This is a genomic window from Paenibacillus sp. J5 (assembly GCF_054955055.1).
The window spans coordinates 557,201-576,600 of record NZ_JBUEDD010000001.1 but is presented as its reverse complement, the minus strand read 5'-3'; the positions used below and the strand labels follow the sequence as shown (position 1 = coordinate 576,600).

The 19,400-nt window shown below is 55.6% G+C and carries 17 protein-coding genes; 16 read left to right on the top strand and 1 reads right to left on the bottom strand.

The annotated features are described in order from the left end of the window. The 13 genes from purB (at window position 1) to ACY1JZ_RS02245 (ending at window position 16,038) form a co-directional block, all read left to right on the top strand. Window positions 1–1,296 (top strand): adenylosuccinate lyase, encoded by a 1,296-nt coding sequence (gene purB / locus ACY1JZ_RS02305; RefSeq protein ID WP_462627884.1) that lies wholly within the window; start codon window positions 1–3, stop codon window positions 1,294–1,296. Between the two features lie 44 nt (window positions 1,297–1,340). After that, on the top strand, window positions 1,341–2,225 hold the full coding sequence (locus ACY1JZ_RS02300; RefSeq protein WP_462627961.1) for a phosphoribosylaminoimidazolesuccinocarboxamide synthase: 885 nt from the start codon (window positions 1,341–1,343) through the stop codon (window positions 2,223–2,225). A 237-nt stretch (window positions 2,226–2,462) separates the two neighbouring features. After that, window positions 2,463–2,705: a phosphoribosylformylglycinamidine synthase subunit PurS gene (purS, locus tag ACY1JZ_RS02295; RefSeq protein ID WP_270168366.1), complete on the top strand. Its 243-nt coding sequence runs from the start codon at window positions 2,463–2,465 to the stop codon at window positions 2,703–2,705. Between the two features lie 3 nt (window positions 2,706–2,708). Beyond that, window positions 2,709–3,404, top strand: coding sequence for a phosphoribosylformylglycinamidine synthase subunit PurQ (purQ, locus tag ACY1JZ_RS02290; RefSeq protein ID WP_270168368.1), 696 nt, complete (start codon window positions 2,709–2,711; stop codon window positions 3,402–3,404). Then, window positions 3,382–5,625 (top strand): phosphoribosylformylglycinamidine synthase subunit PurL, encoded by a 2,244-nt coding sequence (gene purL / locus ACY1JZ_RS02285; RefSeq protein WP_270168370.1) that lies wholly within the window; start codon window positions 3,382–3,384, stop codon window positions 5,623–5,625. Before purQ ends, purL begins: the two co-directional genes overlap by 23 nt. Beyond that, window positions 5,610–7,088, top strand: a complete 1,479-nt coding sequence (purF, locus tag ACY1JZ_RS02280; protein WP_270168372.1) for an amidophosphoribosyltransferase — start codon at window positions 5,610–5,612, stop codon at window positions 7,086–7,088. Before purL ends, purF begins: the two co-directional genes overlap by 16 nt. Window positions 7,089–7,207: 119 nt before the next feature. Further along, window positions 7,208–8,251, top strand: a complete 1,044-nt coding sequence (gene purM, locus ACY1JZ_RS02275) for a phosphoribosylformylglycinamidine cyclo-ligase (protein ID WP_270168374.1) — start codon at window positions 7,208–7,210, stop codon at window positions 8,249–8,251. Beyond that, entirely contained in the window at window positions 8,251–8,862 is a 612-nt protein-coding gene (gene purN, locus ACY1JZ_RS02270) for a phosphoribosylglycinamide formyltransferase (protein ID WP_462627883.1), read from the top strand. Before purM ends, purN begins: the two co-directional genes overlap by 1 nt. 27 nt (window positions 8,863–8,889) lie before the next feature. After that, a complete protein-coding gene (gene purH / locus ACY1JZ_RS02265; protein WP_270168378.1) occupies window positions 8,890–10,437 on the top strand; it encodes a bifunctional phosphoribosylaminoimidazolecarboxamide formyltransferase/IMP cyclohydrolase in 1,548 nt (515 codons plus the stop codon). A 386-nt stretch (window positions 10,438–10,823) separates the two neighbouring features. After that, window positions 10,824–12,107 (top strand): phosphoribosylamine--glycine ligase, encoded by a 1,284-nt coding sequence (purD, locus tag ACY1JZ_RS02260; RefSeq protein WP_462627882.1) that lies wholly within the window; start codon window positions 10,824–10,826, stop codon window positions 12,105–12,107. 474 nt (window positions 12,108–12,581) lie between these two features. After that, complete coding sequence (locus ACY1JZ_RS02255; RefSeq protein ID WP_462627881.1) at window positions 12,582–14,039, top strand: DUF3048 domain-containing protein; 1,458 nt, start codon at window positions 12,582–12,584, stop codon at window positions 14,037–14,039. Window positions 14,040–14,405: 366 nt separating this feature from the next. Further along, on the top strand, window positions 14,406–15,017 hold the full coding sequence (locus ACY1JZ_RS02250) for a DUF47 domain-containing protein (RefSeq protein ID WP_462627880.1): 612 nt from the start codon (window positions 14,406–14,408) through the stop codon (window positions 15,015–15,017). Between the two features lie 19 nt (window positions 15,018–15,036). Then, window positions 15,037–16,038 carry an inorganic phosphate transporter gene (locus ACY1JZ_RS02245; RefSeq protein WP_462627879.1) on the top strand — a complete coding sequence of 334 codons (1,002 nt, stop codon included), beginning with the start codon at window positions 15,037–15,039 and terminating at the stop codon, window positions 16,036–16,038. Window positions 16,039–16,315: 277 nt separating this feature from the next. Here the strand turns inward: ACY1JZ_RS02245 and ACY1JZ_RS02240 are convergent, their stop codons facing one another. Next, window positions 16,316–16,822: a tyrosine protein kinase gene (locus ACY1JZ_RS02240; protein ID WP_462627878.1), complete on the bottom strand. Its 507-nt coding sequence runs from the start codon at window positions 16,820–16,822 to the stop codon at window positions 16,316–16,318. A 428-nt stretch (window positions 16,823–17,250) separates the two neighbouring features. Between ACY1JZ_RS02240 and ACY1JZ_RS02235 the strand changes: the two genes are divergently transcribed. From ACY1JZ_RS02235 to ACY1JZ_RS02225, 3 genes are all read left to right on the top strand, one after another. Then, window positions 17,251–17,541, top strand: coding sequence for a YerC/YecD family TrpR-related protein (locus ACY1JZ_RS02235; RefSeq protein WP_270168387.1), 291 nt, complete (start codon window positions 17,251–17,253; stop codon window positions 17,539–17,541). 1 nt (window position 17,542) lies between these two features. Beyond that, the gene (locus ACY1JZ_RS02230; RefSeq protein WP_462627877.1) at window positions 17,543–18,340 is read left to right on the top strand and encodes a sirohydrochlorin chelatase; all 798 of its coding nucleotides are present in this window, start codon (window positions 17,543–17,545) and stop codon (window positions 18,338–18,340) included. Between the two features lie 66 nt (window positions 18,341–18,406). Further along, entirely contained in the window at window positions 18,407–19,321 is a 915-nt protein-coding gene (locus ACY1JZ_RS02225; protein ID WP_270168390.1) for a diacylglycerol kinase, read from the top strand. The last annotated feature ends 79 nt before the right edge of the window (window positions 19,322–19,400 follow it).

Genomic DNA, 19,400 nt, shown 5'->3' with positions numbered 1-19,400 from the left:
ATGTTGGAACGGTACAGCAGACCAGAGATGAGAGCAATCTGGACAGAGGAGAACAAATTCAAGGCATGGCTTGAGGTGGAGCTGTGCGCTTGTGAGGCTTGGGTGGAGCTGGGCGTCATTCCGAAGGAGGATGTGGAGGCGCTGCGCGCCAAAGCAAGCTTCGACATCGACCGGATCTATGAGATCGAGCAGGAGACGCGCCATGATGTGATTGCCTTCACGCGGGCGGTGTCCGAGACGGTCGGCGCAGAGCGCAAATGGGTGCATTACGGCCTGACCTCCACCGACGTCGTCGACACGGCGACAGGCTACCTGCTGCGGCAGGCAAATGAGATACTGCTGCGCGACATCGAGCAGTTCATCGAAATCCTGCGTGTGCAGGCGATTGCCTACAAGGATACGCCGATGATGGGACGCACGCATGGCGTTCATGCCGAGCCGACGACGTTCGGCCTGAAGGTCGCGCTGTGGTATGAGGAAATGAAGCGCAACCTGGAGCGCTTCCAGCATGCAGCCGACGGCGTGCAGTATGGCAAAATCTCCGGAGCGGTTGGCACCTATGCGAATATTGATCCATTCGTGGAGGAGTTCGTATGCCGCAAGCTGGGCACTAAGCCGGCGCCGATCTCGACACAGACGCTGCAGCGTGACCGCCATGCCGAATATATGGCGACACTGGCGCTGATCGCGACCTCCCTGGACAAGTTCGCGACCGAGATTCGCGCGCTGCAAAAGAGCGAGTTCCGCGAGGTGGAGGAGCCGTTCGCCAAGGGACAGAAGGGCTCGTCGGCGATGCCGCACAAGCGCAACCCGATCGGCTGCGAGAACATCTCCGGCCTGGCGCGCGTCATTCGCGGGCATATGATCTCCGCCTACGAGAATGTGCCGCTGTGGCATGAGCGCGACATCAGCCATTCCTCGGTAGAGCGTGTTATTTTGCCAGATGCGACGATGCTGCTCAACTATATGCTGAACCGTCTGGGCAACATTATCAAGAATCTGACGGTCTTCCCTGAGAATATGAAACGGAACATGCAGCGCACCTATGGGGTGCCGTTCTCCGGCCGTGTCATGACGAAGCTGATCGACAAGGGCTTCAGCCGCGAGCAGGCCTATGACACCGTGCAGCCGCGTGCTATGCAGGCGTGGGAGGAGCAGCGCCAATTCCGCGACATTATCGAATCGACGCCGGACATTACCGGTGTGCTGTCGGCGGAGGAGATCGATGATTGCTTCAACCCGGCCTGGCATCTGAAGCATGTCGATACGATCTTTGCCCGGCTTGGCCTGAACTAAGAGAACCAAGAGAGGAGCGTCATCCAACTATGGCAACTAGTGCGATGAATAGCGAAGCGATCTCCACGGCGGAGCCTTATGTCAAGGCCCCGCTCCTGTACAAGGGCAAGGTGCGCGAGCTGTACGATCTGGGAGAGCATTATCTGATTGTGGTCACCGACCGCATCTCGGCGTTTGACTATGTGCTCGACCCGGCTGTGCCGAATAAGGGCAATGTGCTGAATCGGCTGAGCGCTTACTGGTTCGAGCAGACGGCAGCCATCCAGCCGAACCATGTCGTTCATACGGATGTGGACAAGCTGGGTGAGCTGATTACGCAGCCTGACCTGCTGCGTGACCGGATCATGGTGACGCGCAAGGCGGAGCGGATCGACATCGAATGCGTCGTGCGCGGCTATATCACAGGCGGTGGCTGGAGACAATATGTGCAGACATCTGCGATCAACGGCATTGAGCTGCCACAGGGTCTGCGCAAGAACGAGCGGTTCCCTGAGCCGATCTTCACGCCTGCTGCGAAGAATGATGTCGGTCATGACGAGGACATCTCCTTCTCCCGCATGCAGGAGCTGGTGGGAGCGGAGCTGGCAGAGGAGCTGCGTGATCGGAGCATCAAGCTGTACACGTTCGCGCATGAGCGCTGCGCGCAGCAGGGCATTATTCTGGCGGACTGCAAGTTTGAATTCGGCCTGATCGACGGCAAGGTCATCTTGATTGACGAAATCTTCACACCGGATTCCTCGCGCTTCTGGGCGCAGGACAAGTATGAGCTGGATACGGAGATTGACAGCATGGACAAGGAGCCTGTGCGCACCTACCTGCTGCAATCTGACTGGGATCGCGACAGCAAGCCGGCCCCGCTGCCGGAGCATGTCGTGGCAGAGACCAGCAGCCGTTATCTGGACATCTACAGCAGGCTGACCGGGAAGTAGTCATCCGATCAGCATGCCTGCTTCAGCAGGCAGGGCGCTGCTGTGAGCAGACAGGCGAGAGCCTCATCCGTATTGTATATAGCACGATCCTATAATCTCTCACGCGGCGGGGCAGACACGCAATTAGCGGCTGTCCGGCCGCAGGGCGGGGATGGTAGCAGAGCTGGCAAGGCATGAGCAAGCACATCATATCGAAGATGAACGTTCATCTCTCATTTCTAGGAGGAGTAACAAGCGATGAAAGCAACCGTATATGTCACAATCAAGCAAAACGTATTGGACCCACAAGGCAGCGCTGTTCAGGGAGCATTGCATACGATGGGCTTTGCCGAGGTAGGCAAGGTGAGAATCGGCAAGTATTTGGAACTGGAGCTGGACACGACAGACCGTTCCGAAGCGGAAGCGCGGATTACCTCGATGTGCGAAAAGCTGCTTGCAAATACGGTAATTGAAGATTACCGCTTTGAATTGGAGGGTTAAGCAATGAAGTTTGCGGTAATCGTATTTCCGGGCTCGAACTGTGACATCGACTGCTACAAGGCGGTAGAGGAAACAATCGGCCAGAAGGTGGATTACGTATGGCATACAGCTACGGATCTGTCCGGCTATGATTGCATTCTCGTGCCAGGCGGTTTCTCCTATGGAGACTATCTGCGCTGCGGAGCGATCGCGCGTTTTGCTCCGGTAATGAATGAGGTGAAGAAGGCGGCAGAGGCGGGCAAATATGTGCTGGGCATCTGCAATGGCTTCCAGATTCTGACCGAGGCGGGCTTGCTGCCAGGTGCGCTGCTGCGCAACAACGGCATGAAGTTCCGTTGCCACTCCGCACTGCTGGAGGTAGTGAACAGCGATACGGCGTTCACGAACCAGTATGAAGCGGGAGAGATCATCGATATTCCAATTGCACACGGTGAAGGGAACTATTACTGTGACGAGGCGACACTGGCGGAGCTGAAGGCGAACAACCAGATCGTATTCCGTTACAAGGCGGGCGCCAATCCGAATGGTTCTGTAGAAGATATAGCAGGCGTTAGCAACAAGCAGGGTAATGTAGTGGGCATGATGCCGCATCCAGAGCGCGCAGTGAACAAGCTGCTGGGCTCCGAGGACGGCAAACGGATGTTTACATCGATTTTGAATGCATGGAGGGAACAGCATGGCGCAGCAATTAACAGCTAAGGAACCGACGCCGCAGCAGATTGCCGAGCAGCAAATCTACAAGCAAATGGGCGTTACGGACAAAGAATATGAACTGATCTGCGGCTTCCTTGGCCGTCAGCCAAACTATACGGAGATTGGCGTATTCAGCGTCATGTGGTCGGAGCACTGCTCCTACAAAAACTCCAAGAACGTGCTGAGACGGTTCCCGACGACTGGCGAGAAGGTGCTGATGGGGCCGGGCGAAGGCGCGGGCATCGTCGACATCGGCGACAATCAGGCGGTTGTATTCAAGATCGAATCCCATAACCACCCGTCCGCAATCGAGCCTTACCAAGGCGCTGCGACGGGTGTGGGCGGCATTATTCGCGATATTTTCTCGATGGGCGCGCGTCCTGTAGCACTGTTGAACAGCTTGCGCTTTGGTCGTCTGCAAAATGAGCGCGTGCGCTATCTGTTCGAGCATGTCGTCAGCGGCATCGCTGGCTATGGCAACTGTATTGGTATTCCGACGGTCGCGGGCGAGGTGATGTTCGACGAGAGCTATGAGGGCAACCCGCTCGTCAATGCGATGTGTGTCGGTCTGATCGACCATGACAAGATTCAACGCGGTGTCGCCAAGGGCGTAGGCAACCCGGTCTTCTATGTCGGGCCGGCTACGGGCCGCGATGGCATCCATGGCGCGACCTTCGCGTCAGAGGAGCTGACAGAGGAATCTGAAGCGAAGCGTCCGGCGGTTCAGGTAGGCGATCCGTTCATGGAGAAGCTCGTTATGGAGGCTTGTCTGGAGCTGATCGATACCGGCATCGTGCTTGGTATTCAGGATATGGGCGCAGCGGGTCTGACTTGCTCGAGCGCTGAGATGGCGTCGAAGGCAGGCAACGGCCTGGAGCTGTATCTCGATGAGGTGCCGCAGCGCGAGCCGGGCATGACCCCTTATGAGATGATGCTGTCCGAGTCACAGGAGCGGATGCTGTTCGTGGTTGAGCCTAAGGATGAGGCGCAAGCATGCGAAATCTTCGAGCGTTGGGGTATCATCTGCGCCAAGGTCGGCAAGGTAACGGACGATGGCCGTCTGCGTCTGTTCCACAAGGGCGAGCAAGTGGCAGATATGCCGGTAACTGCGCTCGTTGACGAGTGTCCGGTATACAACAAGCCGAGCCAGGAGCCTGCTTATTATGGTGAGAACGCCACGATCGACACGACGGCTTATGCAGAGGTTGCGGATCTGACCGATGCGCTGAAGCAGGTACTGGCGTCGCCAACGGTAGCAAGCAAGGAATGGGTCTATAATCAATATGACTATATGGTCCGCACCAGCACGGCGGTACAGCCGGGCTCGGATGCAGCAGTAGTTACGGTGCCAGGCACTCGCAAGGCGCTGGCGATGACGACGGATTGCAACGGCCGCTATGTATACCTTGATCCTGAGGTGGGCGGACGGATCGCGGTTGCTGAGGCAGCGCGCAATATCGTCTGCTCCGGTGCAGAGCCACTCGCAATTACGGACAACCTGAACTTCGGCAACCCGGAGAAGCCAGAGGTGTTCTGGCAGATCGAGAAGGCGGTTGACGGTATGGCTGAGGCTTGCCGCGAGCTGAACACGCCGGTTATCGGCGGAAATGTCAGCTTGTACAATGAGAATGCCAAAGGCGCGATCTACCCGACGCCGGTCGTCGGTATGGTCGGTCTGGTGCATGATGTCGATCATATTATGACGCAAAGCTTCAAGTCTGAGGGCGACCGCATCGTACTGCTGGGTACGACCAAGGCTGAGCTGGGCGGAAGCGAGCTGCAATATGTCGTACATGGCGTAACTGAGGGACGTCCGCCTGTGCTGGACCTGGCTGAGGAGAAGAAGCTGCTTAGCGCTGTACTGGGCGCGATTCAAAAGGGCTATGTCGCCTCGGCGCATGACCTGTCCGAGGGCGGTCTGGCGGCTGCATTGGCCGAATCCTGCATCAGCGGCAAGCTGGGAGCGCAAGTTAATATCGTAAGCGAGCTGCGCCCTGATCTGGCGCTGTTCAGTGAGAGCCAGTCGCGTATTCTGCTGACGGTGAAGCCCGAGCAGGCAGAGGTGCTGAACAACTGGTTGAATGAGCAAGGCGTGGTTCATGCCGAGATCGGCGTTGTCGAAGGAAGCGAGCTGAACATTCAAGTGAACGGCCAACCGGCTATCCAAGCGCCGGTTGAACAACTGGAGAAGGTCTGGAAGGATGCGATTCCATGTCTGATGAAGTAATACAGCTTCCAAAGCTGTGGACAGGCGACCATTACAATCAAGGCATCGGCCGGGATGATATATTTGACAAGCTTCGCGAGGAATGCGGTGTGTTCGGGGTATATGGATACCCCGACGCCTCCGCCTTGGCCTATTACGGACTGCACGCATTGCAGCACCGCGGCGAGGAGAGCTGCGGTATTGCAACCGTCGATTCCAAGAACAAGGGCTTCCATTACCACCGCGGCATGGGGCTGGTTAAGGAAGTATTCACTCAGACGCAACTGGACGAGCTGCGCGGAGACCGCGCGATCGGTCATGTTCGGTACTCGACCTCGGGATCGAGCCAACTGGCTAACGCCCAGCCGCTAATATTTAAGTATCGGGACGGCGATCTGGCCGTAGCGACCAATGGCAATATCGTCAATGCGCCTGAGATTCGCCGCGAGCTGGAGCTGCAGGGCTCGATCTTCCAGACGACGAGCGACACAGAGGTTATCGCGCATTTGATCGCCCGCTCGTCGAAGGATTTCGTCACGGCTGCCAAGGAGGCGCTCCAACGCCTCATCGGAGGCTTTGCGTTCTTGCTCATGACCAATGACAAGCTGATCGTTGCCTCCGACCCGAACGGGCTGCGTCCGCTCACTATGGGACGGCTCGGAGAAGGCTATGTATTCGCTTCGGAGACATGCGCGCTGGAGACGGTTGGCGCGGTCTATGAGCGCGATGTGCAGCCGGGCGAGATGCTGGTGCTGGATCGCTATGGACTGACTGTGGATCGCTATGCGGCGCTGGAGCGGCGGGCGATCTGCTCGATGGAATATATTTATTTTGCTCGACCAGACTCGGATATTAACGGCATGAACCTGCATTCTGCGCGCAAGCGGATGGGCTACCAGATGGCGAAGGAATCGTTCGTTGACGCTGATGTGGTCACCGGCGTGCCGGACTCCAGCATCTCGGCAGCTATCGGCTATGCGGAGCAGACAGGCATTCCATACGAGCTGGGTCTGATCAAAAATAAATATACCGGACGCACGTTCATCCAGCCCTCGCAGGAGCTGCGGGAGAAGGGCGTCAAGATGAAGCTGAGTGCGGTGCGCAAGGTTGTCGAGGGCAAGCGTGTCGTCATGATCGACGACTCGATCGTGCGTGGCACAACCTCGCGTCGTATCGTCAATCTGCTGCGGGAAGCAGGAGCGACCGAGGTGCATGTGCGCATCACATCGCCGCCGTTTGCTAACCCGTGCTACTATGGCATCGATACGCCTGACCGCAAGGAGCTGATCGCTTCCGAGAAGACGGTAGAGGAGATCTGCGAGCTGATCAATGCCGATTCGCTTGCCTTTATTACGCACAGTGGTTTTATTGAGGCTGTGGGCGGCAATGACGGAGAGTATAACCGCGGCATGTGCCTGGCTTGCTTCGACAATGATTATCCTACGATCATCAATGCGGAATCGGAGAAGAGCTGTAGCTGTTAGGGGAGTGGAAGCAAGAGGCAACATGGCTCGGACGGTCGTAAGCCATGTTGCCTGATGTGCTCCTGATGTGTACTGTGGATTAATGATGTGAATGATTGAATCGATAAGGAGTGAATCGTGTGGCTGAAGCTTACAAGCAGGCCGGGGTCGATATTGCCGCTGGCAATGAAGCGGTCGAACGGATGAAGAAACACGTGAAGACGACGTTCCGTCCAGAGGTGCTGACCGATCTGGGCGGCTTCGGCGGCCTGTTCGGATTGAACAAGGACAAGTATGAGGAGCCGGTGCTGGTCTCGGGAACGGACGGGGTAGGCACGAAGCTGAAGCTGGCGTTCGCCCTGGACAAGCATGATACCATCGGTATCGATGCGGTCGCGATGTGCGTGAACGATATTGTGGTGCAGGGCGCTGAGCCGCTGTTCTTCCTCGATTATCTTGCTTGCGGCAAGGTTGTGCCGGAGAAGATCGAAGCGATCGTCAAGGGCATCGCGGACGGCTGCGTGCAATCCGGCTGTGCGCTGATCGGTGGCGAGACAGCGGAGATGCCAGGCATGTATAGCGAGGAAGAGTACGATATTGCTGGCTTTACGGTCGGCGTTGTCGACAAGAAGAAGATCATCGACGGCAAATCGATTGCTCCTGGCGATGCGATCATCGGCCTGGCATCGAGCGGCATCCATAGCAATGGCTATTCGCTGGTACGCAAGCTGCTGCTGGAGCAGAGCGGCTATGCATTAACAGATGAGCTGGCGGAGCTGGATGGCAAGCGTCTGGGGGATGTGCTGATCGAGCCGACCAAGCTGTATGTCAAGTCAGTGCTGGCGCTGATCGAGCAAGTGAAGGTCAAAGGGATGGCTCATATTACTGGCGGCGGCTTCATCGAGAATATTCCGCGTGTACTGCCTGAGGGCGTGAATGCGAGCATCGAATACGGCTCCTGGCCGATTCAGCCGATCTTCAAGCTGATGCAGGAAAAGGGCGGTATCTCCAACCGTGATATGTTCACCACCTTCAATATGGGCGTGGGCATGGTCGTCGTCGTTCCTGCCGAGCAAGCAGAGGAAGCGCTGCGCATCGCAGGCGAGCTGGGCGAGCAGGCGTATCGGATCGGTACGATTACCGAGGGCAGCCGTATCGTGACGTTCACAGGAGCGGATGTATAATGGCCGGGTTGAAAATAGCGGTCTTCGCATCAGGGCAAGGAAGCAACTTCCAGGCCCTGGCGGATGCCGTGCAGGCAGGACGGCTCGATGTCACCATCGAGCTTCTTGTTTGTGATAAGCCGCAGGCGCCTGTTGTCGGTCGTGCGGAGCGTGCAGGGATCGATACCTGGGTATTCAAGCCCAAGGATTACCCATCGCGCGAGGCGTATGAGTCGGAGATTCTGGCGGAGCTGGAGCGCCGGGGCATCGAGCTGATCGTGCTGGCAGGCTACATGCGAATTATAACGTCGGTGCTGGTGGAGCCGTATTATGGGCGCATGATCAATATTCATCCGGCACTGCTGCCTTCCTTCCCTGGCGTGAATGGCATCGGTCAGGCGCTTGATTATGGGGTGAAGGTGACGGGCGTTACGGTGCATTACGTCGATGGCGGCATGGATAGCGGCCCCATCATCGCGCAGCGTGTGGTGGAGGTTGCGGATAGCGATACAGAAGAAACGCTTGCCCCGCGAATTCACGCGGCGGAGCAAGCGCTCCTTCCTGGAGTGGTGCAACAGATTGCACAGGGCAAGGTGAAGCTGGACGGACGCAAAGTAATCATTACAGGCTAGCATTTATATTAAGGAGGGCGACAAGCGTTGGCGATCAAAAGAGCATTAATCAGCGTATCGGATAAGACGGGCATCGTGGAATTTTCCCGCGAGCTGTCGAAGCTTGGAGTGGAAATCGTATCGACAGGCGGCACGGCAACGTTGCTGGAGAAGGAAGGCATCCCGGTCATCGGCATCTCGGATGTGACAGGCTTCCCGGAAATTATGGATGGACGGGTGAAGACGCTGCACCCGGCAGTGCATGGCGGCTTGCTGGCTGTACGGGACAATGAGGAGCACCAAAAGGCGATGCAGGAGCTGGGGCTGCAATATATCGATCTGGTCATCGTCAATCTGTACCCGTTCCAAGAGACGATCGCGAAGCCGGATGTCACCTATGAAGACGCGATCGAAAATATCGACATCGGCGGGCCAACCATGCTGCGCTCGGCGGCGAAGAACCATGCGTTCGTCACCGTTGTCGTCGATGCGGCTGATTATGCTGGCGTGCTGGATGAGGTACGCGCAGAGGGCGACACAACGCTCGATACGCGCAAGCGTCTGGCGGCCAAAGTATTCCGCCACACCGGAGCCTATGATGCACTGATCTCCGACTATCTGTCCAAGCAGACCGGAGAGCCGCTCCCAGAGCGCTACACAGTCACGTATGAGAAGGTACAGGATCTGCGCTATGGAGAGAACCCGCATCAGAAGGCGGCCTTCTATCGCAAGCCGCTCGCGGCGCCTGGCAACATTACGACAGCGGAGCAGCTACACGGCAAGGAGCTGTCCTATAACAATATCAATGACGCCAATGCGGCGCTGGCGATCGTGAAGGAGTTCACGGAGCCTGCGGTGGTAGCGGTCAAGCATATGAACCCTTGCGGCGTCGGTATCGGCAAGGATATTCACGAAGCGTACCAAAAGGCGTATGCGGCTGACCCGACCTCGATCTTTGGCGGTATCGTGGCTGCGAACCGCACCATTGACGAGCCGACAGCGCTGCTGTTGAAGGAGATTTTTCTGGAAATTATCATTGCGCCTGATTTCACGCCGCAAGCGCTGGAGATTCTGAGCGCGAAGAAAAATATTCGCTTGCTCAAGCTCGGCGAGCTGACCAGCTCCGCCGATCGCAAGCCGGAATGGCTCGTGACAAGCGTCGATGGCGGCATGCTCGTACAGGAGAGTGACGTTCACAGCATTAGCGAGGCGGATCTGAAGGTGGTAACGAATCGTCAGCCGACCGAAGAGGAAATGAAGCAGCTTCTGTTCGGCTGGAAGATCGTCAAGCATGTGAAGTCTAATGCGATCCTGCTCGCTGCAGACAATATGACCGTCGGTGTCGGCGCAGGGCAGATGAACCGTGTTGGCGCAGCACGTATCGCGATCGAGCAGGCAGCAGAGAAGGCGCAGGGCGCCATCCTGGCTTCCGATGCTTTCTTCCCGATGGGGGATACGCTGGAGCTGGCGGCGAAGGCTGGTATTACGGCTGTCATCCAGCCAGGCGGGTCGATTCGCGATGAGGAATCGATCGCTGTGGCGAATGCACATAATATTGCGATGGTCGTTACTGGCGTGCGTCATTTCAAGCATTGATCAGGGCCATTCGGGTACAGGGCAGTTTGCATATATGTCATGAACGATATAGGTCATAAATAATAAATGGCCTGAACCATTGATGGAACGAACCATCATGGAATGAAGCATCATGGAACGAACGATCATGGAACGAACGATCATGGAACGAAGCATGATGGAACGAAGCATGAACGAACCATGATGACGTCAGTCATGTTAGAATGAATAATGTACGGCATACATGAACACGACGGTTAACTACCGTCTGGCAACAATTGATCCGGCGTCTGTCTCTTGAGCTTGCCAAGGCTTGAGGGTCGGAGCCGGATGCTTGCATATTAAAACGGCTGCGCGGCGCTGGCTAGCGCGGGTGCGTCATTTATACGATTAGGGGGGCATTATACGTGCGGATATTAGTCATTGGCGGCGGCGGCCGCGAGCATGCGATTGTCTGGGCATTGAAGAAGAGTGAGAAGGTATCGGAATTATATTGCGCGCCGGGCAATGCGGGCATCGCGCAGTTGGCAGAATGCGTGCCCATTCAGGTTGGACAATTCGAGGAGCTGATTCAGTTCTCCGTCGATCATGCAATTGATCTGGTCGTCGTGGGGCCGGATGATCCACTTGCTGATGGTATCGTTGACGCGTTCGAGGCGAAGCAGATTCCGATCTTCGGGCCGCGCAAAAATGCAGCAGAGATCGAGGGCAGCAAAATCTTCATGAAGGATCTGCTCAAGAAATACGCGATTCCAACTGCCACATACGAGACATTCACCGATTACGAAGCGGCCAAGTCGTATCTATCCGCACAGCAGACGCCGATCGTCATCAAGGCGGACGGGCTTGCTGCAGGCAAAGGGGTTACCGTCGCGTATTCGATGGAGGAGGCGCAGCAGGCTCTTGCCGATATGATGGTGAGCAAGGTGTTCGGCCAGTCTGGTGACCAGGTCGTGATCGAGGAGTTTCTGGAGGGGCAGGAGATGTCCATCCTGGCCTTCGTCGATGGTGAGACGGTACGTCCGATGGTGCCTGCACAGGATCACAAGCCGGTATTCGACGGCGACAAAGGGCCAAACACGGGTGGTATGGGCACCTATACGCCGCTGCCGCATATCCCGCAGGCGATTATTGACGATGCCATCGAGAATATCATTAAACCGACGGCTAAGGCGATGGTGAGCGAGGGACGTCCGTTCCGCGGTGTGCTGTTCGCTGGTCTGATGATTACGAAGGATGGGGCCAAGACGATTGAATTCAATGCGCGCATGGGCGATCCAGAGACGCAGGTTGTGCTGCCGCGCTTGAAGACGGATCTGGTGGACATCATCCTCGCTGCGCTCAATGGTCGTCTGGATCAGCTTGACATTGAGTGGAGCGATGAGGCAGCAACCTGTGTTATTCTTGCCTCTGAGGGCTACCCTGCCAGTTATCCGAAGGGTCGCGCCATCAGCGGCTTGGAGGAGGCAGCGGCGCTGGAGGGCGTGCTGATCTTCCATGCAGGCACTGCGGAGGCTAACGGTCAGATCGTGACTAATGGCGGTCGCGTTCTCGGCGTGGTGGGCGTAGGCAAGGATACGGAGGCCTCGCGCGAGCGCGCTTATGAAGCGGCGAAGAAGATCCATTTTGACGGCGTACACTACCGCTCGGATATTGCGCTGAAGGCACTGCAAGGTCTGGCGCAGTCCTAGTCTGTCACGCGAAGCCAGGTAAAGGATGATAGAACGAAAGAGGTGAACATGTCGGCGGAAGCTTGATGGTTCACCTTTTTTGCATTCGTATCTGGAAGGGGCGGGGAACGTCAATTTCTGTAGAAAAGCTGTTCGCGCTTGCGGTATACGAAGATCGAGGCGATCAGTATGCCCGCGATAAGCAGAACGGCCAGCCAATGAGCCGCGACCCAATCGAGCCATGCTGTCATCTGCCGTCACCTCCTTAAATGAATCGTGCCAGGTTGTAAGATAATGGTTCATCGAAGCTATTAGTAAGGAAAGGGAGCAGGCAGAGCAAGGCAGCCGTTACCCGTACTTTAGATAGTATGGCTTATGCAGCGATGGAACATGTCCCAAGACAAACAGGTGGTTCCTATGGTTTAATAAGGAAATAGCATGCTTTGCATCATACATAGCGTACATATTCTAAAAGATAAGGACGGGGTGCCAACTATGGGGAAGATTCAGGGTTACCGGAGTGTGCGGATGCTGTTGCTCCTGACAGGATTGCTGCTGCTCTCAGCGTGTGCAGGGGTAGGCAAGCCACAGATGGCTCCTGTGGATAATGGGGACAAGGGAGTAATCACTCAGCCTGTCGAACCAGCTCCAGTACCGGAGCCGCCTGCCATTACAGCACCGCTGACTGGTATAGCGCTGCCAGCTACAGCACAAGGCGCAGACAGTGAGGCGATGATGCCGGAGCAACTGTCGAAGCAGCGCCCGATCGCTGTCATGATCAATAATTATAAGGCGGCGCGCCCGCAATCTGGGCTGACGCATGCGGATATTGTATGGGAGGTGCTCGCTGAGGGCGGGATTACGCGGCTTGTTGCGATCTTCCAAAGCGACAATACATCAGAGACGATCGGCCCGATCCGCAGTATTCGTCCCTACTTGATCGAGATGGGCGAGATGTACAATGCCGTATTGGTTCATGCCGGGGCAAGCAATGACGGCTATGCCATCCTGCAGCAGCAGCGTAAGCAGCATCTGGATGAGATCTCCAATGCTGGCCCGTTCTTCTGGCGGGAAAGCTTCCGCAAGGCGCCGCATAATCTGTATTCCAATCTGGAGAAGATGCGCGCTGGAGCCGAGCAGAAGAACTATCCGCAGGACGTTGCGATACCCGCGATGAAATTTATATCGCTTCCAGGTGCAGCGGTGGCGGTATCAGATTCAGGTACAAATACAGGCCCGGTATCAGGTACAGGCTCGGGCTCAGGTACAAATACAGGCTCGGTATCAGGTACAGGCTCAGGTTCAGGTGAGGCTCTTCCGTCGGCATCCGGGAGCGCTGCTCAGCAAGATATTGCAGGCGATGGTGCGGATCGTGGCACTGTGGCGCAATCTGGCGAAGGTACACCGTCTACTGGAAGCCCGACTGCCGAGGGTCATGCCGGAGCAGGCGACCAAGGGGCCAGCCGAGCAGCCAGCTCTGGCGATACGGGTGAAGAAGGCTCCACAAAAAGCACAGATGTGGCGCCAACCGCCAGCGTAGTGCTTCCGGGGGGCGAGACGGCCAAGCAGCTTGAGATTTATTTTTCTCTGAAAAATTACCGGGTATCCTATACCTATGACGACCAAAAGCAGTTGTATTACCGGTTCGTCAACAAGGAAGAGCATATCGATCTCAACAACGAGGAGCAGCTAAGCGCTACGAATCTGGTTGTGCTCGGTACGAAGCATCGGACACTCGATGATGTGGGGCGACTGTCGGTAGATCTGGATAGCGGCGGGCCTGCGATGCTGTTCCAGCAAGGGCGGATGGTGGAGTGCGAATGGGCAAGGGCAAGTGATGATATTATTCGGCTGTATAAGGATGGTCAGGAGCTGCCATTTATACCTGGGAAGACGTATTACCATATCGTTCCTCTCACCCCATCGTTTGAGGATCATGTTACTTATGGATAGGGACAGAGAGATTGGCACACAATGAAGGTGCAGCATGCTGCGCCTTTTTGTTATTCTGGAGCAGCTTGTAGCGCTGCCTTCTGCTGATGGACAGGGCATTGATTTGTTCGTTTGGTGTAAAAACAAGGAAATAATATTGTAAATCTCTGTTTTAGGTGTTAATAAAAAGTTTACACTGCGTTGACACTTGTCGGGAAAACTCGAAATTCACAGAAAATTTTTAGCTGGCGTTGACACTGGCTTAACAAATATAGTTTAAAGTATGTTAAGATAAGTTTCGGCTGGTTAGCTTGGCAACAGGAAAGATCTGCCGATATTTTATGCTGAAAATTTATTCTATGCTCACTGCAAAGGGGATTTCTGAAGGTGAAGAAGAAAAAAAATATATTTTTCAAGACGCTTGAGGACATGGCGGATACGATTGTCGAAGCTGTCGAACATTTTTCGGCAAATGTAGCGAATCTGAAAGATGTGACGGTATTCGCCAAGGAAATGAAGGAGTTCGAATCCAAGTGTGACCGGTATGTACATACGGTACTGATCGAGCTGAACAAAACGTTCATCACCCCGATCGAGCGTGAGGACATTATGGCGCTGACGACACTGCTGGATGATGTGCTGGATGGCATCGAGGCGTGCGCGTCCCGATTCGAGATGTATCAGATTCAGGAGCCGGATGAGTATGTCATTCTATTCGCAGATAATCTGGTGCGCAGCGCTCATCAGATCAAGAAGGCGATCTATCTGCTGAGCGAGAAGAAGCTGCTGGCGATCCGTGAACCGGCGATTGCGATCAACGAGCTGGAGAATCAGGCGGATGATCTGCTGCGCGTCTGTGTGAAAAGCCTGTTCGCTACGGAGAAGGACCCGATTGAGCTGATCAAGCGTAAGGAAATCTACGAGCGGCTGGAGCAGACAACGGACTGTTGTGAAGATGTCGCTAATATGCTGGAATCAATTGTTATGAGAAACAGCTAAAAGCGAGGGGCAACCATTTATGGATTCAGTTTTTATCATTATGTGTATTGTTGTATTCCTGGCTCTGGCGTTTGATTTTATTAACGGATTTCATGACACGGCCAATGCGATTGCTACGTCTGTATCCACCAGAGCGCTATCTCCAAGGGTTGCGATTCTGCTGGCATCCAGCATGAACTTCGTCGGAGCGCTGACCTTCACTGGCGTTGCGAAGACGATCGGAGGCAGTGTAGCTGATCCGACTACACTAGTGCACGGCGAGCAGATCGTTATTGCGGCGCTGGTGGCAGCGATTATATGGAACCTGCTGACATGGTGGTTCGGTATCCCGTCGTCGTCATCTCATGCGCTGATTGGCGCGCTCGCTGGTGCAGTTATCGGAGCTGCGGGAATCGCGGGCATTAATGGCGGAGGGTTCACCAGCATTATTCAAGGCTTGATTCTGTCACCGCTGATTGCCTTCTCGCTCGGCTTTACAGTGATGTGGTTACTGAAGAAAATCTTCGCCAACAGCAGCCCACATCTGGTCAACAAGGGCTTCCGTACAGGCCAGATTTTCACGGCGGCCTTCCAATCGTTCACGCACGGCACCAATGACGCGCAAAAGGCAATGGGGATTATCACCTTTGCCCTCGTCGCGGCCAAGGTGCAGGATAATCTGGATGTTCCGCTATGGGTCAAGCTGTCTGCGGCTACGGCGATGGCGCTAGGTACCTCGGTGGGCGGCTGGAAGATCATCAAGACGATGGGAACGAAAATCTTCAAGATTGAGCCGATTAACGGCTTCGCGGCGGATGCTGCGTCTGCGGCGGTTATTTTGACAGCGACGTTAACGCACTTCCCTGTCAGTACGACGCACACCATTACGTCCTCGATTCTCGGGGTAGGCAGCGCCAAGCGCTTCTCCAGTGTGAAATGGTCGGTCGCTGGTCGCATCGTCATTGCGTGGGTCATTACGATCCCGATCTCGATGGTGCTGGGCGGGGTGCTGTTCAAGCTGATTGAGTGGATCTGGCTGTAAGGTCGGGCGATCTCTAGGCAGCATGGCTTGTGAATTGTCGTGTATGAGCTGTGTACGTGTAATGCTGTGTTGTGCTAGATGGCGCTAGTGCTAGCGCATCATGTGGATGAGTTCGCAGTTGGCTGTATCATAGTTCGGCTGGCAGGTGCGATACGTTAGCCTCAGATCAGAAGCTCTCCCGAACGCCTTGTGGGTGTTCGGGAGAGCTTCTTTTGGGTGTATGATGTGGCACAAGGAAACGCGCCATCATGATGCAAATGTAGAGGGGACTCTGTTGCTAGCGGCTGGAGGTTCGACGTCTCCTGTTGCCGCTGCGGCCTGCATTGCGTCGTCTTGTGCCGGATGGACGGCGAGCTGTGCCGGTGCCTCTGGGACGACGTCTGCGGCGTGTTCTCCGTATCGGCTCGACCCATTCTTCATCGTCTGATGCGGTCGTTGTAGCTCCTTTGCCGAAGGTGCCCATAATGAGCTTGAACATCGGAGCCATCTGCTGAAAGCTGGAGACCATCTTTTGCACCTTGCCCATCGTGCTGACGATGCCGTCAATACCGCCCATGCGATCGATAAAGCCCTTGATGTCATTTAGCTTGTCGAGGGAGAAGGGACCCTTGCTCTCGCTGGGAATGAGCGAGGTGCTGCCAGATGCTGCCCCAAAGCCAACGTCTCCGCCTTCAGGGGACAGAGGGCCGCCAGAGGGGCCGGAGAGACCGGGAAAGGCGGATGTCTGCCCCATCTGATCCCGGCCATTATAAGTACGGTGAGCGTGCGGGTAACGATACTTCACTTCAGATCACGACCTTTGTGCAAAATTTTAAATACGGAATGAAGTCGTAGTGACAGACAGGTGTGACGCGGCGACGATCCATCCGTATCCGAGTGCTGTGAAAAAATCCGGTTATGCCCTGCTGCATGGCAGTGGCATAGCCACCCTGATACTAATCTATGTGGTAGGCTAACATAAGGTTTGGACGGATGCCCGGTTTGCGGTTTTGATTTCCTTTTTCTCTGTAAAGCGTGAATACGGTAATGGTTGAAAAATATAGGTATTGCTTATACAATGTAAAGAAGGAAATCTGAAGGTGAGCCTTGGGAGAGGAACCGTTGGCTAACGAAGCCGGATACGGGGGACCCTGGGCTGGATGCGGAGCGCAGCAGGCGGCAGCAACAAGTCGCGTAAGCTGTGTTCACGCTTATATAGGGGTGAATTAGCGGATGCAATTGAAGAAGCTGAACGATAAGGCGATCGACCAGTTGTTTGAGGCGGTGCTAACGCTGAAGACAGTGGAGGAGTGTTATATATTTTTTGATGATTTGTGTACGGTCAATGAGATTCAGTCGCTGTCCCAGCGTCTGGAGGTAGCGCGTATGTTAGGCAAGGGCTCCACCTACAGCCAGATTGAGGCAGAGACGGGCGCGAGCACGGCAACGATCTCTCGGGTCAAGCGCTGCCTGAACTACGGCAACGACGGTTACAAGCTGGCTCTGGAACGACTGGAGTCCTGACGTGGTGAAGGCGGGTGTGCTGGTCATAAGCCATGGCTCCAGGGAGAACGAATGGGTGAGGCGAATTGATGAGGCGGTAGCCAGCCTGCAATTGACGCAGCCGCTGCCCGTCGTATCGGCATTTCTGGAGATTGTGGAGGGGCGGCTTATTCAGGATGGCGTAGATGAGCTAGAGGCTGCGGGCGTGACCGACTTGTATGTACTGCCGCTCTTCGTCTCTTCGGGCAGCACGCATGTCGATGACATCGGCCAAGGATTCGGAGAACCAAGGGTGTCTGAGATTAGAGAAGGAGAGCTGGGTACCTTCACTGTCCGCCGCGCCAAGGTAGAGTATGGGATGCCCATCGACAATGACCCCTACATTGCGCAAATCCTGTATGAGAACATCCGTGAGCTGTCTGTGGAGCCCCAGCAGGAGCAACTGCTGCTGATCGGTCACGGCAGCAAGGAGCCGGTGTTCCATAAGCGATGGCGGCATGGGCTTAGCCAATTGGCGGAGCAGGTGCGTGAGCTGGGCGGCTTTGCCGCGGCGCAGACGGCGATGCTGCTGCCTGATCAGGCAGCCTGTGTGCTGAGGGCGATGCAGCGCAAGCATCCAGGGCAAGCGGTGCTGGTAGCGCCGCTGTTTCTCAGCAGCGGTTATTTTACCAATCATGTCATTCCCAAGCGGCTGGGCGGTCTGGATTATCGCTATAATGGCGAATCGCTGCTGCCGCACCCGTATGTTACCCGTTGGATGGAGCAGCAGATCGAGAGCTGGCTTCAGCGTGTATATGCCCAGGATGAGCATTTAGCTTGAAGGTAGAGATCAGCGGTAGGTGTAACGCATCGGAATATAGGGATGGGCAATGAGGAGTGTGCGATCATGGAATATAAGCGGGCGCGATTAATATATAATCCGACCTCAGGGCGCGAGGAGATGAAGCGGCGGCTGCCGGACATCCTGCAGCGTCTGGAGATGGGCGGCATCGAGACGAGCTGCCACGCGACAACTGGCGAGGGGGATGCTACGCGGGCGGCCACGGAGGCGATCGAACGCGGGTTCGATATGATCATTGCCGCGGGCGGCGACGGCACATTATATGAGGTCATTAACGGAATGGCGGAGCAGGAGAGGCGTCCGCCGCTCGGTATTTTGCCATTGGGCACGACCAATGACTTCGCCAGGGCGCTAGGGATTCCGAAGCATTGGGAATATGCCTGCGATCTCATCATTCAGCAGTATACCCGGCTATTGGATGTGGGTAAGGTGAATAACGGTTACTTCATTAATATTGCGGGTGGCGGGTCGCTGACGGAATTGACCTATGAGGTGCCAAGCAAGCTGAAGACGATGATTGGACAGCTCGCGTACTACATGAAGGGTCTGGAGAAGATGACCCGCCTGCGTCCGACGGAGCTGATCATTCAAGGCAATGGCTTTGAGACGATCCATGAGGAGATTATGCTGTTCCTGATCTGCAACAGCAACTCTGTGGGCGGCTTCGAGAAGCTGGCGCCAGAGGCGAAGCTGGATGACGGGCTGTTCGATGTCATCGTGCTGCGCAAGTGCAATCTGGCTGAATTTATTCGAATTGCCACGTTAGCGCTGCGCGGCGAGCATCTGAACGATCCGCATGTCATTCATTTCCGCACGGATGAGATGACGGTAACAACACCGGATTATGTTCAGATTAACCTGGATGGGGAGTACGGAGGCAATCTGCCAGGGGTATTCAAGGTGCTTCCATCGCATCTGCCGATCATTGTCGATGAATCGGGCGATTCCTCTTACCGCTGATGGGAGCTTGCTTCCTTGCAGGGGGCGAAGGGGCCGTCATATTCGGCAAGAGGCTGGGGATGATACACTATAGAGCAAT